Here is a 16,396-nt window from a genome sequence, read left to right as displayed (position 1 = left end):
CCGCCGCGCGAGCGGCGGGCCGTCACGGGGAGCTGTCGCTCACCCGCTCCTCGATGAACTCGCGGAGCCGCCCGGTGTCGAGCGCGCCCTGGAGCCGGAAGGCCCGGGGGAACGCCCGTCGGCGGACCGCGAGGTCGAGGCAGGCCGGTTCGGGGTGCAGGTGTGCGCCCCGGCCCGGCAGTGCGCCACGTGGATCAGGGACGCAGACGCCCTCGACCGCCGTGACACGCAACAGCTGGTGCTTGGCCGCGCGCTTGCGGCAGCCCACGCAGGTGCGTTCCGGGCGTGCTCGGACATGCGTCCGGCCAGACGAAGGCAAGTCTACCCCTCCGAAGGGACATGGCGCCGCCCCGCCGGTCCCGGAGGGAACGGCGGGGACACTGCGACAACAACGACTACTGGGCCGCGGATTCCTGCTCGCCGCCCTCGGTGTCCGGCCGGATGTCGATCCGCCACCCGGTGAGACGGGCGGCCAGACGGGCGTTCTGCCCCTCCTTGCCGATCGCCAGCGACAGCTGGTAGTCCGGCACGATCACCCGTGCGGAGCGCTGGGCGGCGTCGACGATCTCCACACTGGTCACCCGGGCGGGGGACAGCGCGGCGGCGACCATCTCGCGCGGGTCCTCCGACCAGTCGACGATGTCGATCTTCTCGCCGTGCAGCTCGCCCATCACCGCGCGCACCCGGGAGCCCATCGGACCGATGCAGGCGCCCTTGGCGTTCAGCCCCTGGCGGCGCGACCAGACCGCGATCTTGGTCCGGTGGCCGGCCTCGCGGGCGATCGCCGCGATCTCCACGCTGCCGTCCGCGATCTCCGGGACCTCCAGCGCGAACAGCTTCTTCACCAGGCTCGGGTGGGTGCGCGACAGCGTCACCGACGCCCCGCGCACGCCCCGGCGCACGGCCACGACGTAGCACTTCAGCCGGGTGCCGTGCCGGTAGTCCTCGCCCGGGACCTGCTCCTGCGGCGGGAGGATGGCCTCCAGCTTGCCGATGTCGACCAGCACGTTCTTCGGGTCGTTGCCCTGCTGGACGACACCGGTGACGATGTCGCCCTCCTTGCCCGCGTACTCGCCGAAGGTCTGGTCGTCGGCGGCGTCGCGCAGCCGCTGCATCATCACCTGCATGCCGATGCTGGAGGCGATCCGGCCGAAGCCGCTCGGGGTGTCGTCGAACTCCTTCGGCTCGACGCCCTCCTCCAGCTCCGACGCGTCCTCGGTCGCCCACACCGTCACGTGGCCGGTCTTGCGGTCCAGCTCGACCCGGGCGCGGCGGCGCGAGCCCTCGGTGCGGTGGTACGCGGTGAGGAGGGCCGACTCGATCGACTCGACCACGAGGCCGAAGGGGATGTTCTTCTCGCTGACCAGCGTGCGCAGGGCACTCATGTCGATGTCCACGGCTACGCCTCCTCGTCTTTCGTCACGTTCTCGTCGAGCAGCAGCTCGTCGTCCTTGCGGTTGAACTCCACCTGGACCCGGGCCCGGGCGACCTCGCCGTACTCCAGCCGGCGCTCCTTGGGCCGGCCGCGGCCCTTCACCGGCTGCACCTCGACCAGCACGCCGTCCTCGTCCGCCTCCAGCACCCGCGCGACGATCTCGCCGCCGTCGACGAGGTGGATCCCGGCCAGCCGGCCCTCGGCGCGGATCCAGTGCCGCGGGGCGCTCAGCGGCCGCTCCGCGCCCGGCGAACCGACCTCCAGGACGTACGCGCCGGCACCCATCACGTCCGACTCGTCCAGGGCGTCGCCGACCACCCGGCTGAAGTCGGCGATGGTGTCCAGGTCCACGCCGCCGTCGGCGTCCACGTCGATCTGCACCTGGCGGCGGCTGCCCGCCTGGGTGACCTTGACGTCCTCCAGGTCCAGGCCCGCCTGCGCGGCCAGCGGCTCCAGCAACGCGCGCAGCCGGTCGATGTGGGTGGTGCTCATCCGGGTGGACTCCTCGGCCGCGTCTGCTGTTGTCGGAAGGTCGCCCCGCACCCCCGGCGCCGGTGCGGCGCGCGGCCGGGTCGCGGCAGCTCGGCCCAAAGCCTAGCCGGTGAACCCCCCAACCACCGATTCCGGCCCCGGGGCCGCCCCGACCGGTGCGAGCAAGCTCACACCGCCCGCACGCCCCCGGCGCGAACGCAATCCACGCCCACAGACGTAAGGATTCTGTAATCATTCACGCCATCGAGGGCAGGCGGGCAGGCCGTCCTCCCGTACACGCCCCGGAGTGACACCCATGCAGCCGCCCAGCCGACGGACCTTCCTCGCCCTCGGGCTGCTCCTCACTGCCGGCACGGCCCTCACCGCCTGCACCGACGGGCACGGCACCGACACCGCCCCGGGCGGCGACCACCGCCGCCCCGACCCCGACGAGCCGGTCCGCCTGCGCGCCGTCGCCGCCACCGACACCCTGCTGGCCGGCTACGACGCCCTCCTCCCCCAGGCCCCGCAGCTCCAGCCGCTGCGCGCCGAGGTCGCCCAGCACCGCGCCGCCCTCCAGCCCACCACCACCAGCCCCGCCACTCCCCCCACCACCACCGCCCCCGCCACCCTCGCCGAGCTGGCCACCCTCGAACGCCAGACCGCCCAGTCCCGCCTCGCCGACCTCGGCGCCGCCTCCCCCCAACTGGCCCGGCTGCTGGCCTCCGTCTCCGCGGCCGGCGTCCTGCACACCGTCGCCCTCGGCGACCCCGCCCCGGCCGCGGCCCCCGCCCCGGCCCCCTCCGCCACCACCGGCGAGCCGGCCACCCCCTTCCAGGACGCCCTGAGCGCCGAACACGCCGCCATCTACGGCTACGGCGTGGTCGGCGCCCGCCTCACCGACGACCAGCAGCGCACCGACGCCCGCACCACCCTGGCCGCCCACCAGTCCCGCCGCGACGCCTGGCAACGCCTCCTCACCGGCACCGGCGCCACCCCCACCGCCGCGGCCCCCGGCTACCAGCTCCCCTTCCCGGTCACCGACGCCCCCACCGCCACCCGGCTCGCCGCCCACCTGGAAACCCGCCTCACCACCGTCTACGCCGACCTGGTCGCCGCCGTCCCCGCCCCCCACCGCCCCCTCGCCGCCGACGCCCTGCGCGAATCCGCCCTCCGCGCCCACCACTGGGGCGCCACCCCCACCCCCTTCCCCGGCTTCCCCACCCCCGAGAACACCCCCACCCCCTGACCCAGCCACGCCCCACCGGGCCCACCACCTCACGCCCCACCGGGCGAGAGGGATGCGCTGCGGGAGGGGGCGGCGTAGGGGGTGGCCGCGGGGAGGGGCGTTGCGGGTGATTTTCCGACTGCCCACGGCGAACACCCCGCCCCCACCGTGTCGGCAGTCGGACACTCCTCCAGCCCCGGAGCCGACCCCGCACCCACCCTCCCGGGAGCCGCCCTGCACACCCCCACCCCGCGTCGCCACCCCGTCCCATCCCGCCCATAACCGACAATGGACCCGTACCGCCCCAGGGGACCCCCCACCGGAAGGCCACCATGTCGGCAGCACCAGGACCGATCACCGTCCCCGACTGGCTCACGCGAAGCGTCACCGCGACCCACCCCGCCGAGGCCCCCGCCTGGCTCGCCGGCCTGCCCGCCCTGGTCTCCGAGCAGCTGACCCGCCTCGCCCTCACCCTGGACCGCGTCCTCGACCCCGGCGGCACCCACAGCCTCGTCGCCTACGTCCACCGCGACGACGACCTCACCCCCGCCACCCTCAAGGTCTCCCTCCGGACCCCCACGAACGCCCACGAGCCCGAAGCCCTCACCGCCTGGGCCGGCCGGGGCGCCGTCCTCCTCCTGGACGCCCACCGGACCGCCACCTCCAGCGTCCTCCTCCTGGAACGCCTCCACGGCGAGATCCCCCTGCGCTCCCTCGCCGAGCCCAAGGCCATGCTGGAAGCCACCAGCCTCCTCCACCGCCTCTGGCTCCCCCTCCCCCCGGACACTCCCGCCCCCGGCCCGTCACTCCCCACCACCCCGACGCTCCCCGCCGAAGCCCCCGCCCTCCCCGACGAGGCCACCCCCCTCCTCACCGAGGCCGGGGAAACCGCCACCGCCCTCACCGCCTCCGCCACCGAGCGCTTCCTCCTGCACGGCGACTTCCACCACGGCAACGTCCTGGCCGCCGACCGCGCCCCCTGGCTGGCCATCGCCCCCCGCCCGCTGGCCGGTGAACGCGCCTACGACCTGGCCCGCCTCGTCCTCGACCGCGCGGACACCCTGGTCGGCTCCCCCGGCCTGCCCGGCGCCGTCCGCCGGCGGCTGCACCAGCTCGCCGAAGCCCTGGACGTCGACCGCGACCGCCTCCGCGGCTGGACCCTGGTCCGCGCCGTCGACCTCGCCCTGGCCGCCCTCGCCGCCGGCCGCCGCCCCGAGGCCGAGCTCTACCTGGAGTTCGCCGGCGCGCTCTGAGACGCCCCGCCCCCGCCGGTCCCCCGCAACGGCAAGGGCGCGCCCATCACCGCGTACCGCCGCTCGGTGTTGGGGAAGTGCACGGCCCGCGCGAGATCCCGGTACCCCAGCGCCCGGTAGAGCCGCCGCGCCGGCGTCTCGGCGTCGATCGCGGAAAGGATGCTGCGGTCCATCCCGGACCGCGCGGTGAGCGTGCGGATCAACGCCGAGCCGACCCCCCGCCCCTGGAACTCCGGCAGCACGTGCAGTTCGGTGACCGCGAAGACGTCGTCCAGCCAGTCCCCGTGCCCCCGGGCGACCAGGTAGGGCTCGATCACCGTGCTCCACCAGTGCTCACGGTGGTTGGGCATGCCGTACCCGAAGCCGACCAGCCGCCCCCCGACGAACGCCCCCAACGCGATCACCCCGGGCTGCTGCGCGTGCCGCCCGACGATGTGCAGCCGGACCATGACCTCCTCCGGCGTCAGCCCGAACGCCGCCGCCTGGACGTCCAGCGCCTGCGGAGCCCACGCCCCGAGATCGATGGCCTCGATCACCACCCCGCCCCCTCCTGCGCCCCCGGTTCCCCCGGCACCCCTCCCGGCGCCCCCGCCCCGCCGCTGCGCGTCCCGTTCCATGTCCCCCGCCCCTCAGAACAGCACGCTCATGAACGCCCCGACCTCCCGGAACCCCACCCGCCGGTACGCGGCCCGGGCCCGCAGGTTGTAGTCGTTGACGTACAGCGAGACCACCGGAGCCACCTCCCGCAGCGCGATGTCCAGCACCGCCGCCATGCCGGTCTCGGAGAGCCCCTGCCCCCGGTGCTCCGGCGCCACCCAGACCCCCTGGATCTGGCAGGCCCCCGCCGTGACGGCCCCGATCTCGGCCTTGAAAACGACCTCCCCGTCCTCCCCGAACCGGGCGAACGACCGCCCCGTGGAGACGAGTTCGGCGACCCGGGCCTGGTAGAGCAGCCCGCCGTCCCCGGCCAGCGGAGAGACCCCGACCTCCTCGGTGAACATCGCCACACAGGCCGGCATCAGGGTGTCGATCTCATTGCGCCGCACCCTGCGGACCAGCGGGTCCGGCCCGATCTCCGCGGACGGCACGCTCGTCGACAGCAGCGGCTGGTGCGCCCGGACCTCCCGGGCCGGCCCCCAGCTGCGCTCCAGCAGCGCCCACAGCGCCGCGGTGGGCCCGGCCGGGCCCACGATGGAGGAACAGCGGCGCCCCTGCCGCCGGGCACGCTCCGCGAAGGCCTGGACGGCCTGCGGACCGGCGTTGACCAGCACCAGGTTGGCCCCCGCGTAGCAGAGCGCGTCGAGGTCGCCGTTCTCGTCGTACCAGCCCCACATCTCTCCGCCGAGCCGCCAGGGATCGAGGCCGACGGCCTCCACCCGGGTGGCGACGAAGGCGTTGGCGACCGGGTCGCGGTGGAGGACGGCGAGGGCGTCGGCGAGGTCCGGTGGTTCCAGCACGCGGGTGGTCGCCAGGGCGCGGGCGGCCTGGAACGAGCTGGGGAGCATCACACCTCGATCGAGCATCGAGACAGCACCTTACTGAGACGACTCTGGCCGCACCCTACTCCGTGGCCCCACCCGGATACGGCCACGGGGCCGTCCGCGCACGGACGGCCCCGCTTCCGGAAGAACTGCGCGGACCTACCCGACACCGGGGTGGGTCACTCGCCGGCGGTGACGGTCGGCGCGCCGGACTCGGCGCCCTCGGCCTCCATCTGCTCGGCGATCTTGAACGCCTCCTCGATGAGGGTCTCCACGATCTTGGACTCGGGCACGGTCTTGATGACCTCGCCCTTGACGAAGATCTGGCCCTTGCCGTTGCCGGAGGCGACACCGAGGTCGGCCTCGCGGGCCTCGCCCGGGCCGTTGACGACGCAGCCCATGACGGCGACGCGCAGCGGCACGTTCATGCCCTCCAGGCCGGCCGTGACCTCCTCGGCGAGCTTGTAGACGTCGACCTGGGCGCGGCCGCAGGACGGGCAGGAGACGATCTCCAGGCCGCGCTGGCGCAGGCCGAGCGACTCCAGGATCTGGTTGCCGACCTTGATCTCCTCGGCCGGCGGGGCGGAGAGCGAGACCCGGATGGTGTCGCCGATGCCCTCGGCGAGCAGCGCGCCGAAGGCGACCGCGGACTTGATGGTGCCCTGGAAGGCAGGGCCGGCCTCGGTGACACCGAGGTGCAGCGGGTAGTCGCAGGCGGCGGCGAGCTGGCGGTAGGCGTTGATCATCACGACCGGGTCGTTGTGCTTGACCGAGATCTTGATGTCGCGGAAGTCGTGCTCCTCGAACAGCGAGCACTCCCAGAGCGCGGACTCGACCAGCGCCTCCGGGGTGGCCCGGCCGTACTTCTCCAGCAGGCGCTTGTCGAGCGAGCCGGCGTTGACGCCGATCCGGATCGGCACGCCGGCGTCCTTGGCGGCCTTGGCGATCTCGCCGACCTTGTCGTCGAAGGCCTTGATGTTGCCCGGGTTGACGCGGACCGCCGCGCAGCCGGCGTCGATCGCCGCGAAGACGTACTTCGGCTGGAAGTGGATGTCGGCGATCACCGGGATCTGCGACTTCCTGGCGATGATCGGCAGCGCGTCGGCGTCGTCCTGGGAGGGGACGGCGACCCGCACGATCTGGCAGCCGGACGCGGTGAGCTCCGCGATCTGCTGCAGCGTGGCGTTGATGTCCGAGGTCACCGTCGTGGTCATGGACTGCACCGAGACGGGCGCGTCGCCGCCGACCGGCACGTTGCCGACCATGATCTGACGGGAGACCCGGCGCTTGGCGAGCGGCTTGAGCGGCAGAGACGGAATACCGAGCGAGATCGCGGTCATGTGCGCAGGGTTCCCCGGGGTTGAGGTGTGGTCGGTGCGGCCGCCGCTGGGACGGCCGGGCCCGGGCGCGCCGACGATCGCGCGCCCGGGCTCCAACGGTACGGCACGGGAACGGGCGTCCGCGCACCCACCGGCCCACCGGCCTAACTGATCTTGACCGGGTTCACCAGGTCGGCCACCATCACCAGCAGCGTGAAGCCGATGAACACGCTGGCCACCACGTAGGCGACCGGCATCAGCCGGGCCACGTCGAACGGGCCGGGGTCCGGCCGGCGGAACAGCCGGGCGAACCGGCGGCGCACCGACTCCCAGACCGCGCCCGCGATGTGGCCGCCGTCCAGCGGCAGCAGCGGCAGCATGTTGAAGAGGAACAGCGAGAGGTTGATCCCGGCGAGCAGGTTGACGAAGTAGGCGACCCGCTGGCTGCCCGGGATGTCCAGGGCGAACACCTCGCCGCTGACCCGGGCCGCGCCGACCATGCCGATCGGCGAGTCGGCCTCGCGCGGGGTGCCGTCCACCACCGAGTGCCAGAGGCCGGGGATCTTGCCGGGCAGCGCGGCGAGCGACTTCACGCCGTTCTCCGCCATGTCGTACATCCGGTCGAGGGACTGTCCGAAGCCGAGCTGGACCACGCCGCTGGCCGGGGTGAAGCCGAGGAAGCCGGCCCGCACCGTCTCGCCCTTGACCGGCACGCCGTCGGCGTCGTACTTCTGCACGTCGTTGTCGGCGATGGTCGGGGTGAGGGTCAGCTGCTGACCACCGCGCTCCACCACCAGGTCGACCTTCTTGCCGGCCGACCGGCGGATGTCGTTCTGGAGCTGCTCGTAGCTGGTGATCCGGTCGCCGTCGAAGGAGACGACCTTGTCGCCCGGCTTCAGCCCGGCCTGGAAGGCGGGCGCCGCGGGGGCGTCCGCCGGGCAGGTGTCGGTCGGCTGGCCGGCCTTGACGATGCACTCCGAGACGGTGCCGATGGTGGGCACCGACATCGGGACGCCGAAGCCCGTCATCACCGTCAGGAAGAGCCCGAAGGACAGGATCAGGTTCATGAACGGCCCGGCGAACATCACGATCACGCGCTTCCACGGCCTGCGCGTGTAGAAGAGCCGGCTCTCGTCGCCCTCCTTGACCTCCTCGTAGGAGGCCTCCCGGGCGTCCTCGATCATGGTCCGCCAGGGCGAGGTGGAGCGCTGGGTGATCCGCCCGTCCGCGCCCGGCGGGAACATCCCGATCATCCGGATGTACCCGCCCAGCGGAACGGCCTTGAGGCCGTACTCGGTCTCGCCCTTCCTCCGCGACCAGACCGTCGGGCCGAAGCCGACCATGTACTGCGGCACCCGGATGCCGAACAGCTTGGCCGTGGAGAGGTGGCCGAGCTCGTGCCAGGCGATCGAGAAGAGCAGTCCCAGTACGAAGACCAGGATGCCGACCACCGTCATCACCGTTGCCACCGCTGCTCCTCCGTCATGCCGCTCCGCTCATCCTGTCGTCGTACCGGTCGTCCGGCGCTGCCGTCCGGGCGGACCCGGATCAGCCCGCGGCCAGCTCGCGGGCCCGGGCGCGCGCCCAGTCCTCCGCGTGCAGGACGTCCTCCACCGTCAGCGAAGTTCCCGCCGCGGGGCTGCCGTGCTCCGCCACGACCTTCGCCACAGTGTCCACGATCCCGGTGAAGGCCAGGCGCCCGTTCAGGAAGGCCTCCACGCACTCCTCGTTGGCGGCGTTGAACACCGCCGGCGCGGTGCCGCCCAGCGTGCCGACCTCGCGGGCCAGCTCCACCGCCGGGAAGGCGTCGTTGTCGAGCGGGAAGAACTCCCAGGTCGCCGCCTTGGTCCAGTCGCAGGCCGGGGCCGCGTCCGGCACCCGGTCCGGCCAGCCCAGGCCCAGTGCGATCGGCATCCGCATGTCCGGCGGGCTCGCCTGCGCCAGGGTGGAACCGTCGGTGAACTCCACCATCGAGTGGACGACCGACTGCGGATGGACCACGACCTCGATCCGGTCGAACGGCACGTCGTACAGCAGGTGCGCCTCGATCACCTCCAGGCCCTTGTTCACCAGGGTGGCCGAGTTGATCGTGACGACCGGGCCCATCGCCCAGGTCGGGTGCGCCAGCGCGTCCGACGGGGTGACGCCCGCCAGCTCGGCCCGGCCCCGGTTGCGGAACGGGCCGCCGCTCGCGGTCACCACCAGCTTGCGGACCTCGGCCCGGGTGCCGCCCGCCAGCGCCTGGAACAGCGCGGCGTGCTCGGAGTCCACCGGCACGATCTGCCCCGGCCGGGCCACCGCCTTCACCAGCGGACCGCCGACGATCAGCGACTCCTTGTTGGCCAGCACCAGCACCCGGCCGGCCCGCAGCGCCGCCAGCGTCGGGCGCAGGCCGATCGAGCCGGTGATGCCGTTCAGCACCGAGTGGCAGTCCATCGCCGCCAGCTCGGCCGCCGCGTCGGGACCGGCCAGCACGGCCGGCAGCGCCCGGCCCGCCGCCTTCGCCGCCAGCGCCTCGCGCAGCGCCGGCTCGGCCGCCGGGTCGGCCACCGCCACGGTGTGCACGCCCAGCCGCAGCGCCTGCTCGGCGAGCAGTTCCACCCGGCCGCCGGCCGCCGACAGGGCCACCACCCGGAACCGGTCCGGGTTGCGCAGGACCACGTCGATGGCCTGGGTGCCGATCGAACCGGTGGAACCGAGGATCACCAGCTCCCGGGGGCCGGAGGGGGTGTTCACCTCGGGGGTGAACCGCAGCTGCGGGTGGGCGAGCGAAGTCATGCGCCCATTGTGTCCTGCCCGGCTCCCCGCCCGGCACCACGGGACCGCTCCCGGGGCGCCGCACGCGCTCCGGGGCTACCGTCGGAACCATGCGCACCGTCATCGCCGGAGGCCACGGACAGATCGCCCTGCGTCTGGAACGGCTGCTCGCCGACCGCGGCGACCGCCCCGCCGGGATCATCCGCCGGCCCGGACAGGCCGACGACCTCGTCGCCGCCGGGGCCGAACCGCTGCTGCTCGACCTGGAGACCGCCAGCGCGCCCGAACTCGCCCGGCTGCTCGACGGCGCCGACGCCGTGGTGTTCGCGGCCGGCGCCGGACCGGGCAGCGGCGCCGCCCGCAAGCTCACCGTCGACCGGGACGCCGCCGTCCTGCTCGCCGACGCCGCCGAGCTGGCCGGCGTCCGCCGCTACCTCATGGTCTCCGCGACGGGCGCCGACGCCCGGGCCCGGTACCCCGCCGACGAGGTCTTCGAGACCTACCTGCGGGCCAAGGGCGCCGCCGACGACGCCGTCCGGGCCCGCACCGCGCTGGACTGGACGGTGCTGCGCCCCGGCCGCCTCACCGACGGCCCCGGCACCGGCCTGGTCCGGCTCGCCCCGAGCGTGCCGCGCGGGTCCGTCGACCGGCAGGACGTCGCCGCCGTGCTCGCCGGGCTGCTGCAGGAACCCGGCACCGCCGGGCAGACGCTGGAGCTGGTGTCCGGCAACGCCACCGTGGCCGAGGCCGTCGCGGCCGTCGCCGGCCACGCCTGACCCCGTCCGGGCCCCGGAGCACGCACGAGGGCCCGGCCGCGCGCGGCGGCCGGGCCCTCGTCCCAGGTCACTCTCAGAGGTCGAGGCCGGTCATGACCAGGACCTTCTCGACCGTGTAGTCGTCCATCGCGTACCGGACGCCCTCCCGGCCGACGCCGGAGTCCTTGACGCCGCCGTACGGCATCTGGTCGGCGCGGTAGGACGGCGCGTCGCCGATGATCACACCACCGACCTCCAGCTCCCGGTGGGCGCGGAAGGCGGTCTGCAGGTCGTGCGTGAACACACCGGCCTGCAGGCCGAACAGCGAGTCGTTGACGGCGGCGAAGGCCTCGTCCACGCCGTCCACCTTGTGCAGCGACAGGACCGGGCCGAACACCTCGGAGGTGGCCAGGATCGCGTCGGCCGGCAGCTCGGCGAGCACGGTCGGGGCGTAGGTCGCACCCTCACGGGTACCGCCGGTGAGCAGCTTCGCGCCCTTGGCGACCGCGTCGTCCACCCAGGACTCCACCCGCTTGGCGGCGTTCTCGTCGACCAGCGGGCCGACGTCCGTCGCGTCGTCGTTCGGGTCACCGGTGACCTGGGCCCGCACCTTGGCGACGACCTTCTCCGCCAGCGCGTCGTACACCGACGCGTCGGCGATCACCCGCTGCACCGAGATGCAGGACTGGCCGCCCTGGTAGTTGGCGAACATCGCGATCCGGGTGGCCGCCCAGTCCAGGTCCGCCTCGGAGGACCAGTCGGCGAGCACCACGGCCGCGGCGTTGCCGCCCAGCTCCAGGGTGGTGTGCTTGCGCGGCACCGAGTCCATGATCTGGTAGCCGACCTTGTCCGACCCGGTGAAGGAGATCACCGGCAGACGCGGGTCCTGCACCAGGGCCGGCATCCGGTCGTTCGGCACCGGCAGGATGCTCCAGGAGCCGGCCGGCAGGTCGGTCTCGGCCAGGATCTCGCCCAGCACCATCGCCGACAGCGGGGTCGCCGGGGCCGGCTTGAGGATGATCGGCGCGCCGACCGCGATCGCCGGGGCGATCTTGTGGGCGACCAGGTTCAGCGGGAAGTTGAAGGGGGCGATGCCCAGCACCACACCGCGCGGGAAACGGCGCACCACCGCGAAGCGGCCCGTGCCGCCCGGGTCGGTGTCCAGCCGCATGGTCTCGCCGTTGGTCCGGCGGGCCTCCTCGGCCGCCCAGCGGAACACCGAGACGGCACGGCCGATCTCGCCGCGGGCCCACTTGATCGGCTTGCCGTTCTCGGCGGTGATCAGCTGGGCGAGCTCCTCGGTGCGCTCGGCCAGCCGCCGGGCCACGTGGTCCAGGGCGGCGGTGCGCACGTGCGCCGGGGTCGCGGCGAACACCGGCAGCGCGGCGACGGCGGCCTCCAGGGCCTCCTCGACCTGCGCCTCGGTGGGGATGCTCACCTTGCCGACCAGGCGGCCGTCCCAGCTGTTGTGCACCTCGAAGTCGGCGTCGCCGCTCGCCCGGCGGCCGGCCAGCCAGAAATCGTACGTGGTGGTCACCGTGGTACCGGCCCTCTCCTCGTCGTCCTCACGACCCCACGGACGTGGAGCCAGAACCGAGGGTAGGGCGGCCGGCACGCCGATCGGATTGGACACCGAGTAGCGTTCGCCCCCGCGCCCACTCCACCGCGTCCAGCCCCCGGCCGGGGGCGTCCTCCCGCTCCCCGGTCACTCCTCGCCGGACCGCAGCGCCAGCCAGAGCTCCATCCGGACGTCCGTGTCGTCCAGCGACCGGCCCAGCAGCTCCTCCACCCGCCGCATCCGGTAGCGCAGGGTGTGCCGGTGCACCCCGAGGTCGGCCGCCGCCGCGTCCCACTGCCCGTGCCGCGACAGCCACGCCCGCAGCGAGGCCACCAGATCGCCGCGCGCCGTCCGGTCGTGCTCCCGCAGCGGCCGCAGCAGGCCCTCCGCGAAGGCCGTCACGGCGTCCTCACCGAGCAGCGGCAGCAGCGAGCCCGCGCCGACCTCCTCGTGGTCCACCGAACGCCGCCCCCCGCGCAGCGCCACCGCCAGCGCCCGCTCGGCCTGCGCGTGCGCCGTCCCGGCGTCCTCCAGCGCGGCCGACGCCGAAACGCCCAGTGACAGGCCCTCGTGCTCCTCCACCGCCCCCAGGCACGCCCGGTGCACCGCGCCGTTGTCCAGCGCCAGCACCATCAGCCGTGCCCCGTGCGCGCCGTCCTCCCGCGCCACCAAGAGCTTCTCGCCGACCCGCGAGCCGGCCTGCTCGGCCCGGTCGCCCAGCTCGCCCAGCGCCTCCCCGGCCTCCGTACCCTGGGCCGCCCCGGCCACCAGCACCCGGACGGTCCCCTCCGGCAGCCCGCCGAACAGACCCGCCGCCACCTGCCGCGCGGTCGCCACCTCACCCGCCAGCACCATCCGCAGCAGGGCCGCGCCCATCTTCTCCTCGGCCTGCCGCAGCTCCCGCGACCGCTCCAGGGTCAGCGTCAGCAGCGCCACCGCCGCGTTCAGCACGTACCGCTCGGTCGGCGTGATCCGGTCCTCGGTGCCCACCGCCAGGAACCCCCGGGCCCGCCGGTCCGCACCCAGCGACTGGACCACCACGTAGTCCTCGTCCGCCGTGTCTATCCCCGGTGCGCGCCCCTGCAGCGCGGCACTCGACGGCGCCGGCCGCCGACGCAGCCGGTCCACCTCCGCCGCCAGCCGCCCGGCCCGGCGCGCCGCCCAGTCCGGCGCCACCACCGACAGCGCCCCCGAGCCGTCGTACAGCGCCGCCCAGCCGCCCAGCCGGGCCGCCAGCCGCCGCACCACCGCCGTCGTGCCGTCCTTGCCCAGCGCGGCCCGGGTCAGCTCCTCCTGCGCCTCGAAGCTGGTCGTCACCGCCTCGTACTGCTCCGCGGCCAGCGCCGCCGACACCACCTTGCTGATCGCGATGAACGGCGTCGGCTCCGGCACCCGCAGCAGCGGCAGCCCGCGCTGCGCCGCCGCGTCCACCAGCGGCTGCGGCACCTCGGTGTGCGACAGACCCACCCCCAGCCCGAGCCCGACCACCCCCGCATCGGCCAGCCGGTGCACGTACGCCTGCAACTGGGCGGCGGTACGGCCCAGCTTGATCCCGGTGGTGAGCAGCAGCTCGCCACCCTCCAGGAACGGCGTCGGGTCGTCCAGCTCGCTGGTGTGTACCCAGCGGACCGGCCGCTCCAAGTGGTCCGCACCGGCGAGGACCGTCAGATGGAGCGAGGTGTTGCGGACGACGGAGGCAAGTGTGGGGGGCATGGCACCTTCGAGGGAACGACCCGACCGCGCCGCTGCGGCCGGGCGAGAGAGGGCTGGGGGTCCTGGGGGGAATCCCACTTCTCATTATGGACGCCCCGGACAACCCACACTGCCGAATCCACCTCGAAGGCGAGCTTCCTCTCCTAGTTCCTGAGATCCACCAGCAGCGGCGGCACTTGCTCCCCCGACACCGCCGTCAACGACAGCACCGCGTGCCCGGCCGGCAGCGCGTGCGCCAGGTCCGACGGCGACCACCGCAGCCGCTCCACCTCCCGGGTGGTCACCGACTCCGTCTGCGCGGTCGTCCCCGACAGCGCCTTGCGCCCCAGCCGCCCGGCCCGCCGCACGATCCCGCCCGAGGTGTCCGGGGCCAACGTCACCGCCGTCTCCCGCACCAGGTGGGTGCCCCAGGCCTCCGAGAACAGCCGCCCGTCCCACGGCGCGATGCCCGGGAACGCCGCCCGGCAGCCCACCGCCCCGAACAGCGGCGCCCGCAGCGCCTCCGGCAGGTCCACCAGCGTCCGCAGCAGCAGCACCACCCCGGCGTTCGCCCCGCGCAGCCGCTGCAGCCCCCGCACGATCCCGGCGTCCAGCGCCGCCGAGGCGTCGTCCACCACCAGCCCGGCGAACAGCGAACGGTCCCCGCGGGCCCCCGCGGCCTGCACGAACTGACCCACCAACAGCCGCGACAGCATCCGCGCCGCCTCCGGGTGGCTGCGCTCCGGCAGCTTCACCCGCACCCGCAGCGGATGGTCCAGCACCCGCATCGCGAACGGCGGGCGGCCCGTGCCGTCGGTCGCGAACACCCCCTCGAAGGCCGGCCGGTCCAGCAGCGCCAGCCGGTCCGCCAGCAGCGCCCCCGGGTCGTCCGCCCGGCCGCGCTGGCGCTCCCGGTGCTCCAGGTCCCGCTCGTACGAGCCCAGCCGGCCCGCCGCCCGCAGCCCCTTCACCAGCGACTCCAGCGCCTCCGGCTCCCCGGCCAGCAGCGCCCGCAGCTCACGCACCCCCGGGTAGCGGCCGAACGCGGCGTGGAACGGGCCCACCATCTGCTGCAACGCCGTCCGCGCCGACTCGGCGCGCGCCGTCAGCTCGTCCGGCAGCAGCGCCTCCGCCAGCCGCGCCGCCGCCTCGTCCGGGTCCTGCGCCGCGCCGTACAGGTCCAGCCCGTAGCGGGACGCGGCATGCCCCGGGGCGATCACCACGTCGTACCAGTCGTCCGGCCCGAGGTCCGCCTCCGCCGACCCGATCACCACCGCGCACGCCGTCCCGGCCAGCGCCTGCAGACAGAGCGCCTCCGCCACCGGCCGGGCCAGCCGCGCCGTCTTCCCCGTCCCCGCCGGGCCCACCGCCAGCAGCGAGGTGCCCAGCACCACCGGGTCCAGCGCGAAGCCCGCCGCCCGGTGGGACTGCGGGTTCTTCGGCACGTCCTGCGCGGTGCCGAGCCGCACCTGGGCCAGCAGCAGGTCGTGCCGCTCCGCCCGCCCCGGCAGCTCGCGCGCCTCCGAGGGGTGCGCGAACGCGGCGGCGCCGCGCAGCGCCACCTGCTCGACGAAGGCGGGCAGGAAGGCCCGGTCCGCCTGGGCCGACTCCCACGCCCGCTGGATCCGCACGTAGTCGACGTCCCCGACCGCCTCGCCGTCCAGCCGCCCGGCCGCGACCGCCGCCCCGCCCTGCCGCAGCACCGCCCACGGATCCCGCTGCCGCACCACCTCCGCCTGCTCCTCCACGGACGCGGGCTCCTCCTCCGTCACCGTCCGCGACAGCAGCGGCACCGCGTACCGCCGCCACACCTCCGGCCACCGGCCCATCCGGCCGAAGACCTTGATGACGATGGCGATGGCAATGGCGTTGACGACCAGCAGCGTGAACATGGCCCCGGCCTCCGAAGGCTCGGCGAGGGGGCCGATCCCTGTCTGGCGGCCGAACCACACCAGCAGGTACATCAGCAGCTGGGTGCCGTAGAGATAGGCGAACCACCCCACCACCGCGTTCAGCCCCGCCCGCAGGAGAAGGGGCCAGGTGGGCACCTTGGCGGCCTCGGCCCGCTCGGGGTCGAGCTGCCGGTAGCCCTGGCGGAAGACGCCCGGGGCCGCCTCCGGGCGGGGGGCGGCGACCCAGGTGGCGAGGTCGAAGGCCGCGCGGGCCGGGGGGCGCGGGTGCGGCATCGTGGTGGGCGGGGTGTGTGGGGTGGCGGTGGTCCGCTCGCTGTGGCTCCGTGTCCCGTCCAGTCCCATGTACGGCCCCGCTCCCTCGCCCGCCGGCCCGACCGCCGTCGGTGCCGCCCATACCCATGCCACCGCCCCGGCGACACGCCCGCGCTCAATGTAGTGGAGCGCGGGCCGCCGGTCGTGGCGCCGAGCGCGCTGGCCGCCCCGGACAAGTCGGACGGCCCACTGCTACCGAGTGGCGCATGCCCGCCCGGAGAG

14 protein-coding genes are annotated in these 16,396 nt (G+C 74.5%); 3 read left to right on the top strand and 11 right to left on the bottom strand.

What is annotated here, in order from left to right:
- Positions 1-22: 22 nt before the first annotated feature.
- From ACF1AK_RS34045 to rimP, 3 genes are all read right to left on the bottom strand, one after another.
- On the bottom strand, positions 23-268 hold the full coding sequence (locus tag ACF1AK_RS34045) for a YlxR family protein (RefSeq protein WP_375969135.1): 246 nt from the start codon (positions 266-268) through the stop codon (positions 23-25).
- A 127-nt stretch (positions 269-395) separates the two neighbouring features.
- On the bottom strand, positions 396-1,397 hold the full coding sequence (gene nusA, locus ACF1AK_RS34040; RefSeq protein WP_391502691.1) for a transcription termination factor NusA: 1,002 nt from the start codon (positions 1,395-1,397) through the stop codon (positions 396-398).
- A gap of 2 nt (positions 1,398-1,399) precedes the next feature.
- The gene (gene rimP / locus ACF1AK_RS34035; RefSeq protein ID WP_391502690.1) at positions 1,400-1,927 is read right to left on the bottom strand and encodes a ribosome maturation factor RimP; all 528 of its coding nucleotides are present in this window, start codon (positions 1,925-1,927) and stop codon (positions 1,400-1,402) included.
- A gap of 295 nt (positions 1,928-2,222) precedes the next feature.
- On the opposite strand from rimP, the gene ACF1AK_RS34030 reads away from it, so the two are divergent.
- Positions 2,223-3,155 (top strand): ferritin-like domain-containing protein, encoded by a 933-nt coding sequence (locus tag ACF1AK_RS34030; RefSeq protein WP_391502689.1) that lies wholly within the window; start codon positions 2,223-2,225, stop codon positions 3,153-3,155.
- A gap of 311 nt (positions 3,156-3,466) precedes the next feature.
- Complete coding sequence (locus ACF1AK_RS34025) at positions 3,467-4,387, top strand: aminoglycoside phosphotransferase family protein (protein WP_391502688.1); 921 nt, start codon at positions 3,467-3,469, stop codon at positions 4,385-4,387.
- Here the strand turns inward: ACF1AK_RS34025 and ACF1AK_RS34020 are convergent.
- From ACF1AK_RS34020 to dxr, 5 genes are all read right to left on the bottom strand, one after another.
- Complete coding sequence (locus tag ACF1AK_RS34020) at positions 4,360-4,926, bottom strand: GNAT family N-acetyltransferase (protein ID WP_391502687.1); 567 nt, start codon at positions 4,924-4,926, stop codon at positions 4,360-4,362. The two genes, ACF1AK_RS34025 and ACF1AK_RS34020, sit on opposite strands and share 28 nt — an antisense overlap.
- 90 nt (positions 4,927-5,016) lie before the next feature.
- On the bottom strand, positions 5,017-5,892 hold the full coding sequence (locus tag ACF1AK_RS34015) for a GNAT family N-acetyltransferase (RefSeq protein ID WP_391502717.1): 876 nt from the start codon (positions 5,890-5,892) through the stop codon (positions 5,017-5,019).
- 155 nt (positions 5,893-6,047) lie between these two features.
- Complete coding sequence (gene ispG / locus ACF1AK_RS34010) at positions 6,048-7,208, bottom strand: flavodoxin-dependent (E)-4-hydroxy-3-methylbut-2-enyl-diphosphate synthase (protein WP_350554285.1); 1,161 nt, start codon at positions 7,206-7,208, stop codon at positions 6,048-6,050.
- 143 nt (positions 7,209-7,351) lie between these two features.
- Positions 7,352-8,656 (bottom strand): M50 family metallopeptidase, encoded by a 1,305-nt coding sequence (locus ACF1AK_RS34005; protein ID WP_391502686.1) that lies wholly within the window; start codon positions 8,654-8,656, stop codon positions 7,352-7,354.
- 79 nt (positions 8,657-8,735) lie between these two features.
- Positions 8,736-9,965 carry a 1-deoxy-D-xylulose-5-phosphate reductoisomerase gene (gene dxr, locus ACF1AK_RS34000; RefSeq protein WP_391502685.1) on the bottom strand — a complete coding sequence of 410 codons (1,230 nt, stop codon included), beginning with the start codon at positions 9,963-9,965 and terminating at the stop codon, positions 8,736-8,738.
- An 89-nt stretch (positions 9,966-10,054) separates the two neighbouring features.
- Between dxr and ACF1AK_RS33995 the strand changes: the two genes are divergently transcribed.
- A complete protein-coding gene (locus ACF1AK_RS33995; protein WP_391502684.1) occupies positions 10,055-10,720 on the top strand; it encodes an NAD(P)H-binding protein in 666 nt (221 codons plus the stop codon).
- Positions 10,721-10,793: 73 nt separating this feature from the next.
- Here ACF1AK_RS33995 and ACF1AK_RS33990 read toward each other — a convergent pair whose 3' ends face one another.
- The 3 genes from ACF1AK_RS33990 to ACF1AK_RS33980 all read right to left on the bottom strand — a co-directional run bounded on the left by ACF1AK_RS33990 (position 10,794) and on the right by ACF1AK_RS33980 (position 16,204).
- Positions 10,794-12,236, bottom strand: a complete 1,443-nt coding sequence (locus tag ACF1AK_RS33990) for an aldehyde dehydrogenase family protein (RefSeq protein ID WP_391502683.1) — start codon at positions 12,234-12,236, stop codon at positions 10,794-10,796.
- Positions 12,237-12,404: 168 nt separating this feature from the next.
- A complete protein-coding gene (locus tag ACF1AK_RS33985) occupies positions 12,405-13,970 on the bottom strand; it encodes a PucR family transcriptional regulator (RefSeq protein WP_391502682.1) in 1,566 nt (521 codons plus the stop codon).
- 143 nt (positions 13,971-14,113) lie between these two features.
- Complete coding sequence (locus ACF1AK_RS33980) at positions 14,114-16,204, bottom strand: ATP-binding protein (RefSeq protein ID WP_391502681.1); 2,091 nt, start codon at positions 16,202-16,204, stop codon at positions 14,114-14,116.
- Positions 16,205-16,396 lie beyond the last annotated feature (192 nt).

The organism is Kitasatospora sp. NPDC015120 (genome assembly GCF_043080305.1).
Classification (GTDB): Bacteria; Actinomycetota; Actinomycetes; order Streptomycetales; family Streptomycetaceae; genus Kitasatospora.
The sequence above is the reverse complement of the archived record's forward strand: the minus strand, read 5'-3'. Positions and strand labels throughout refer to the sequence as shown.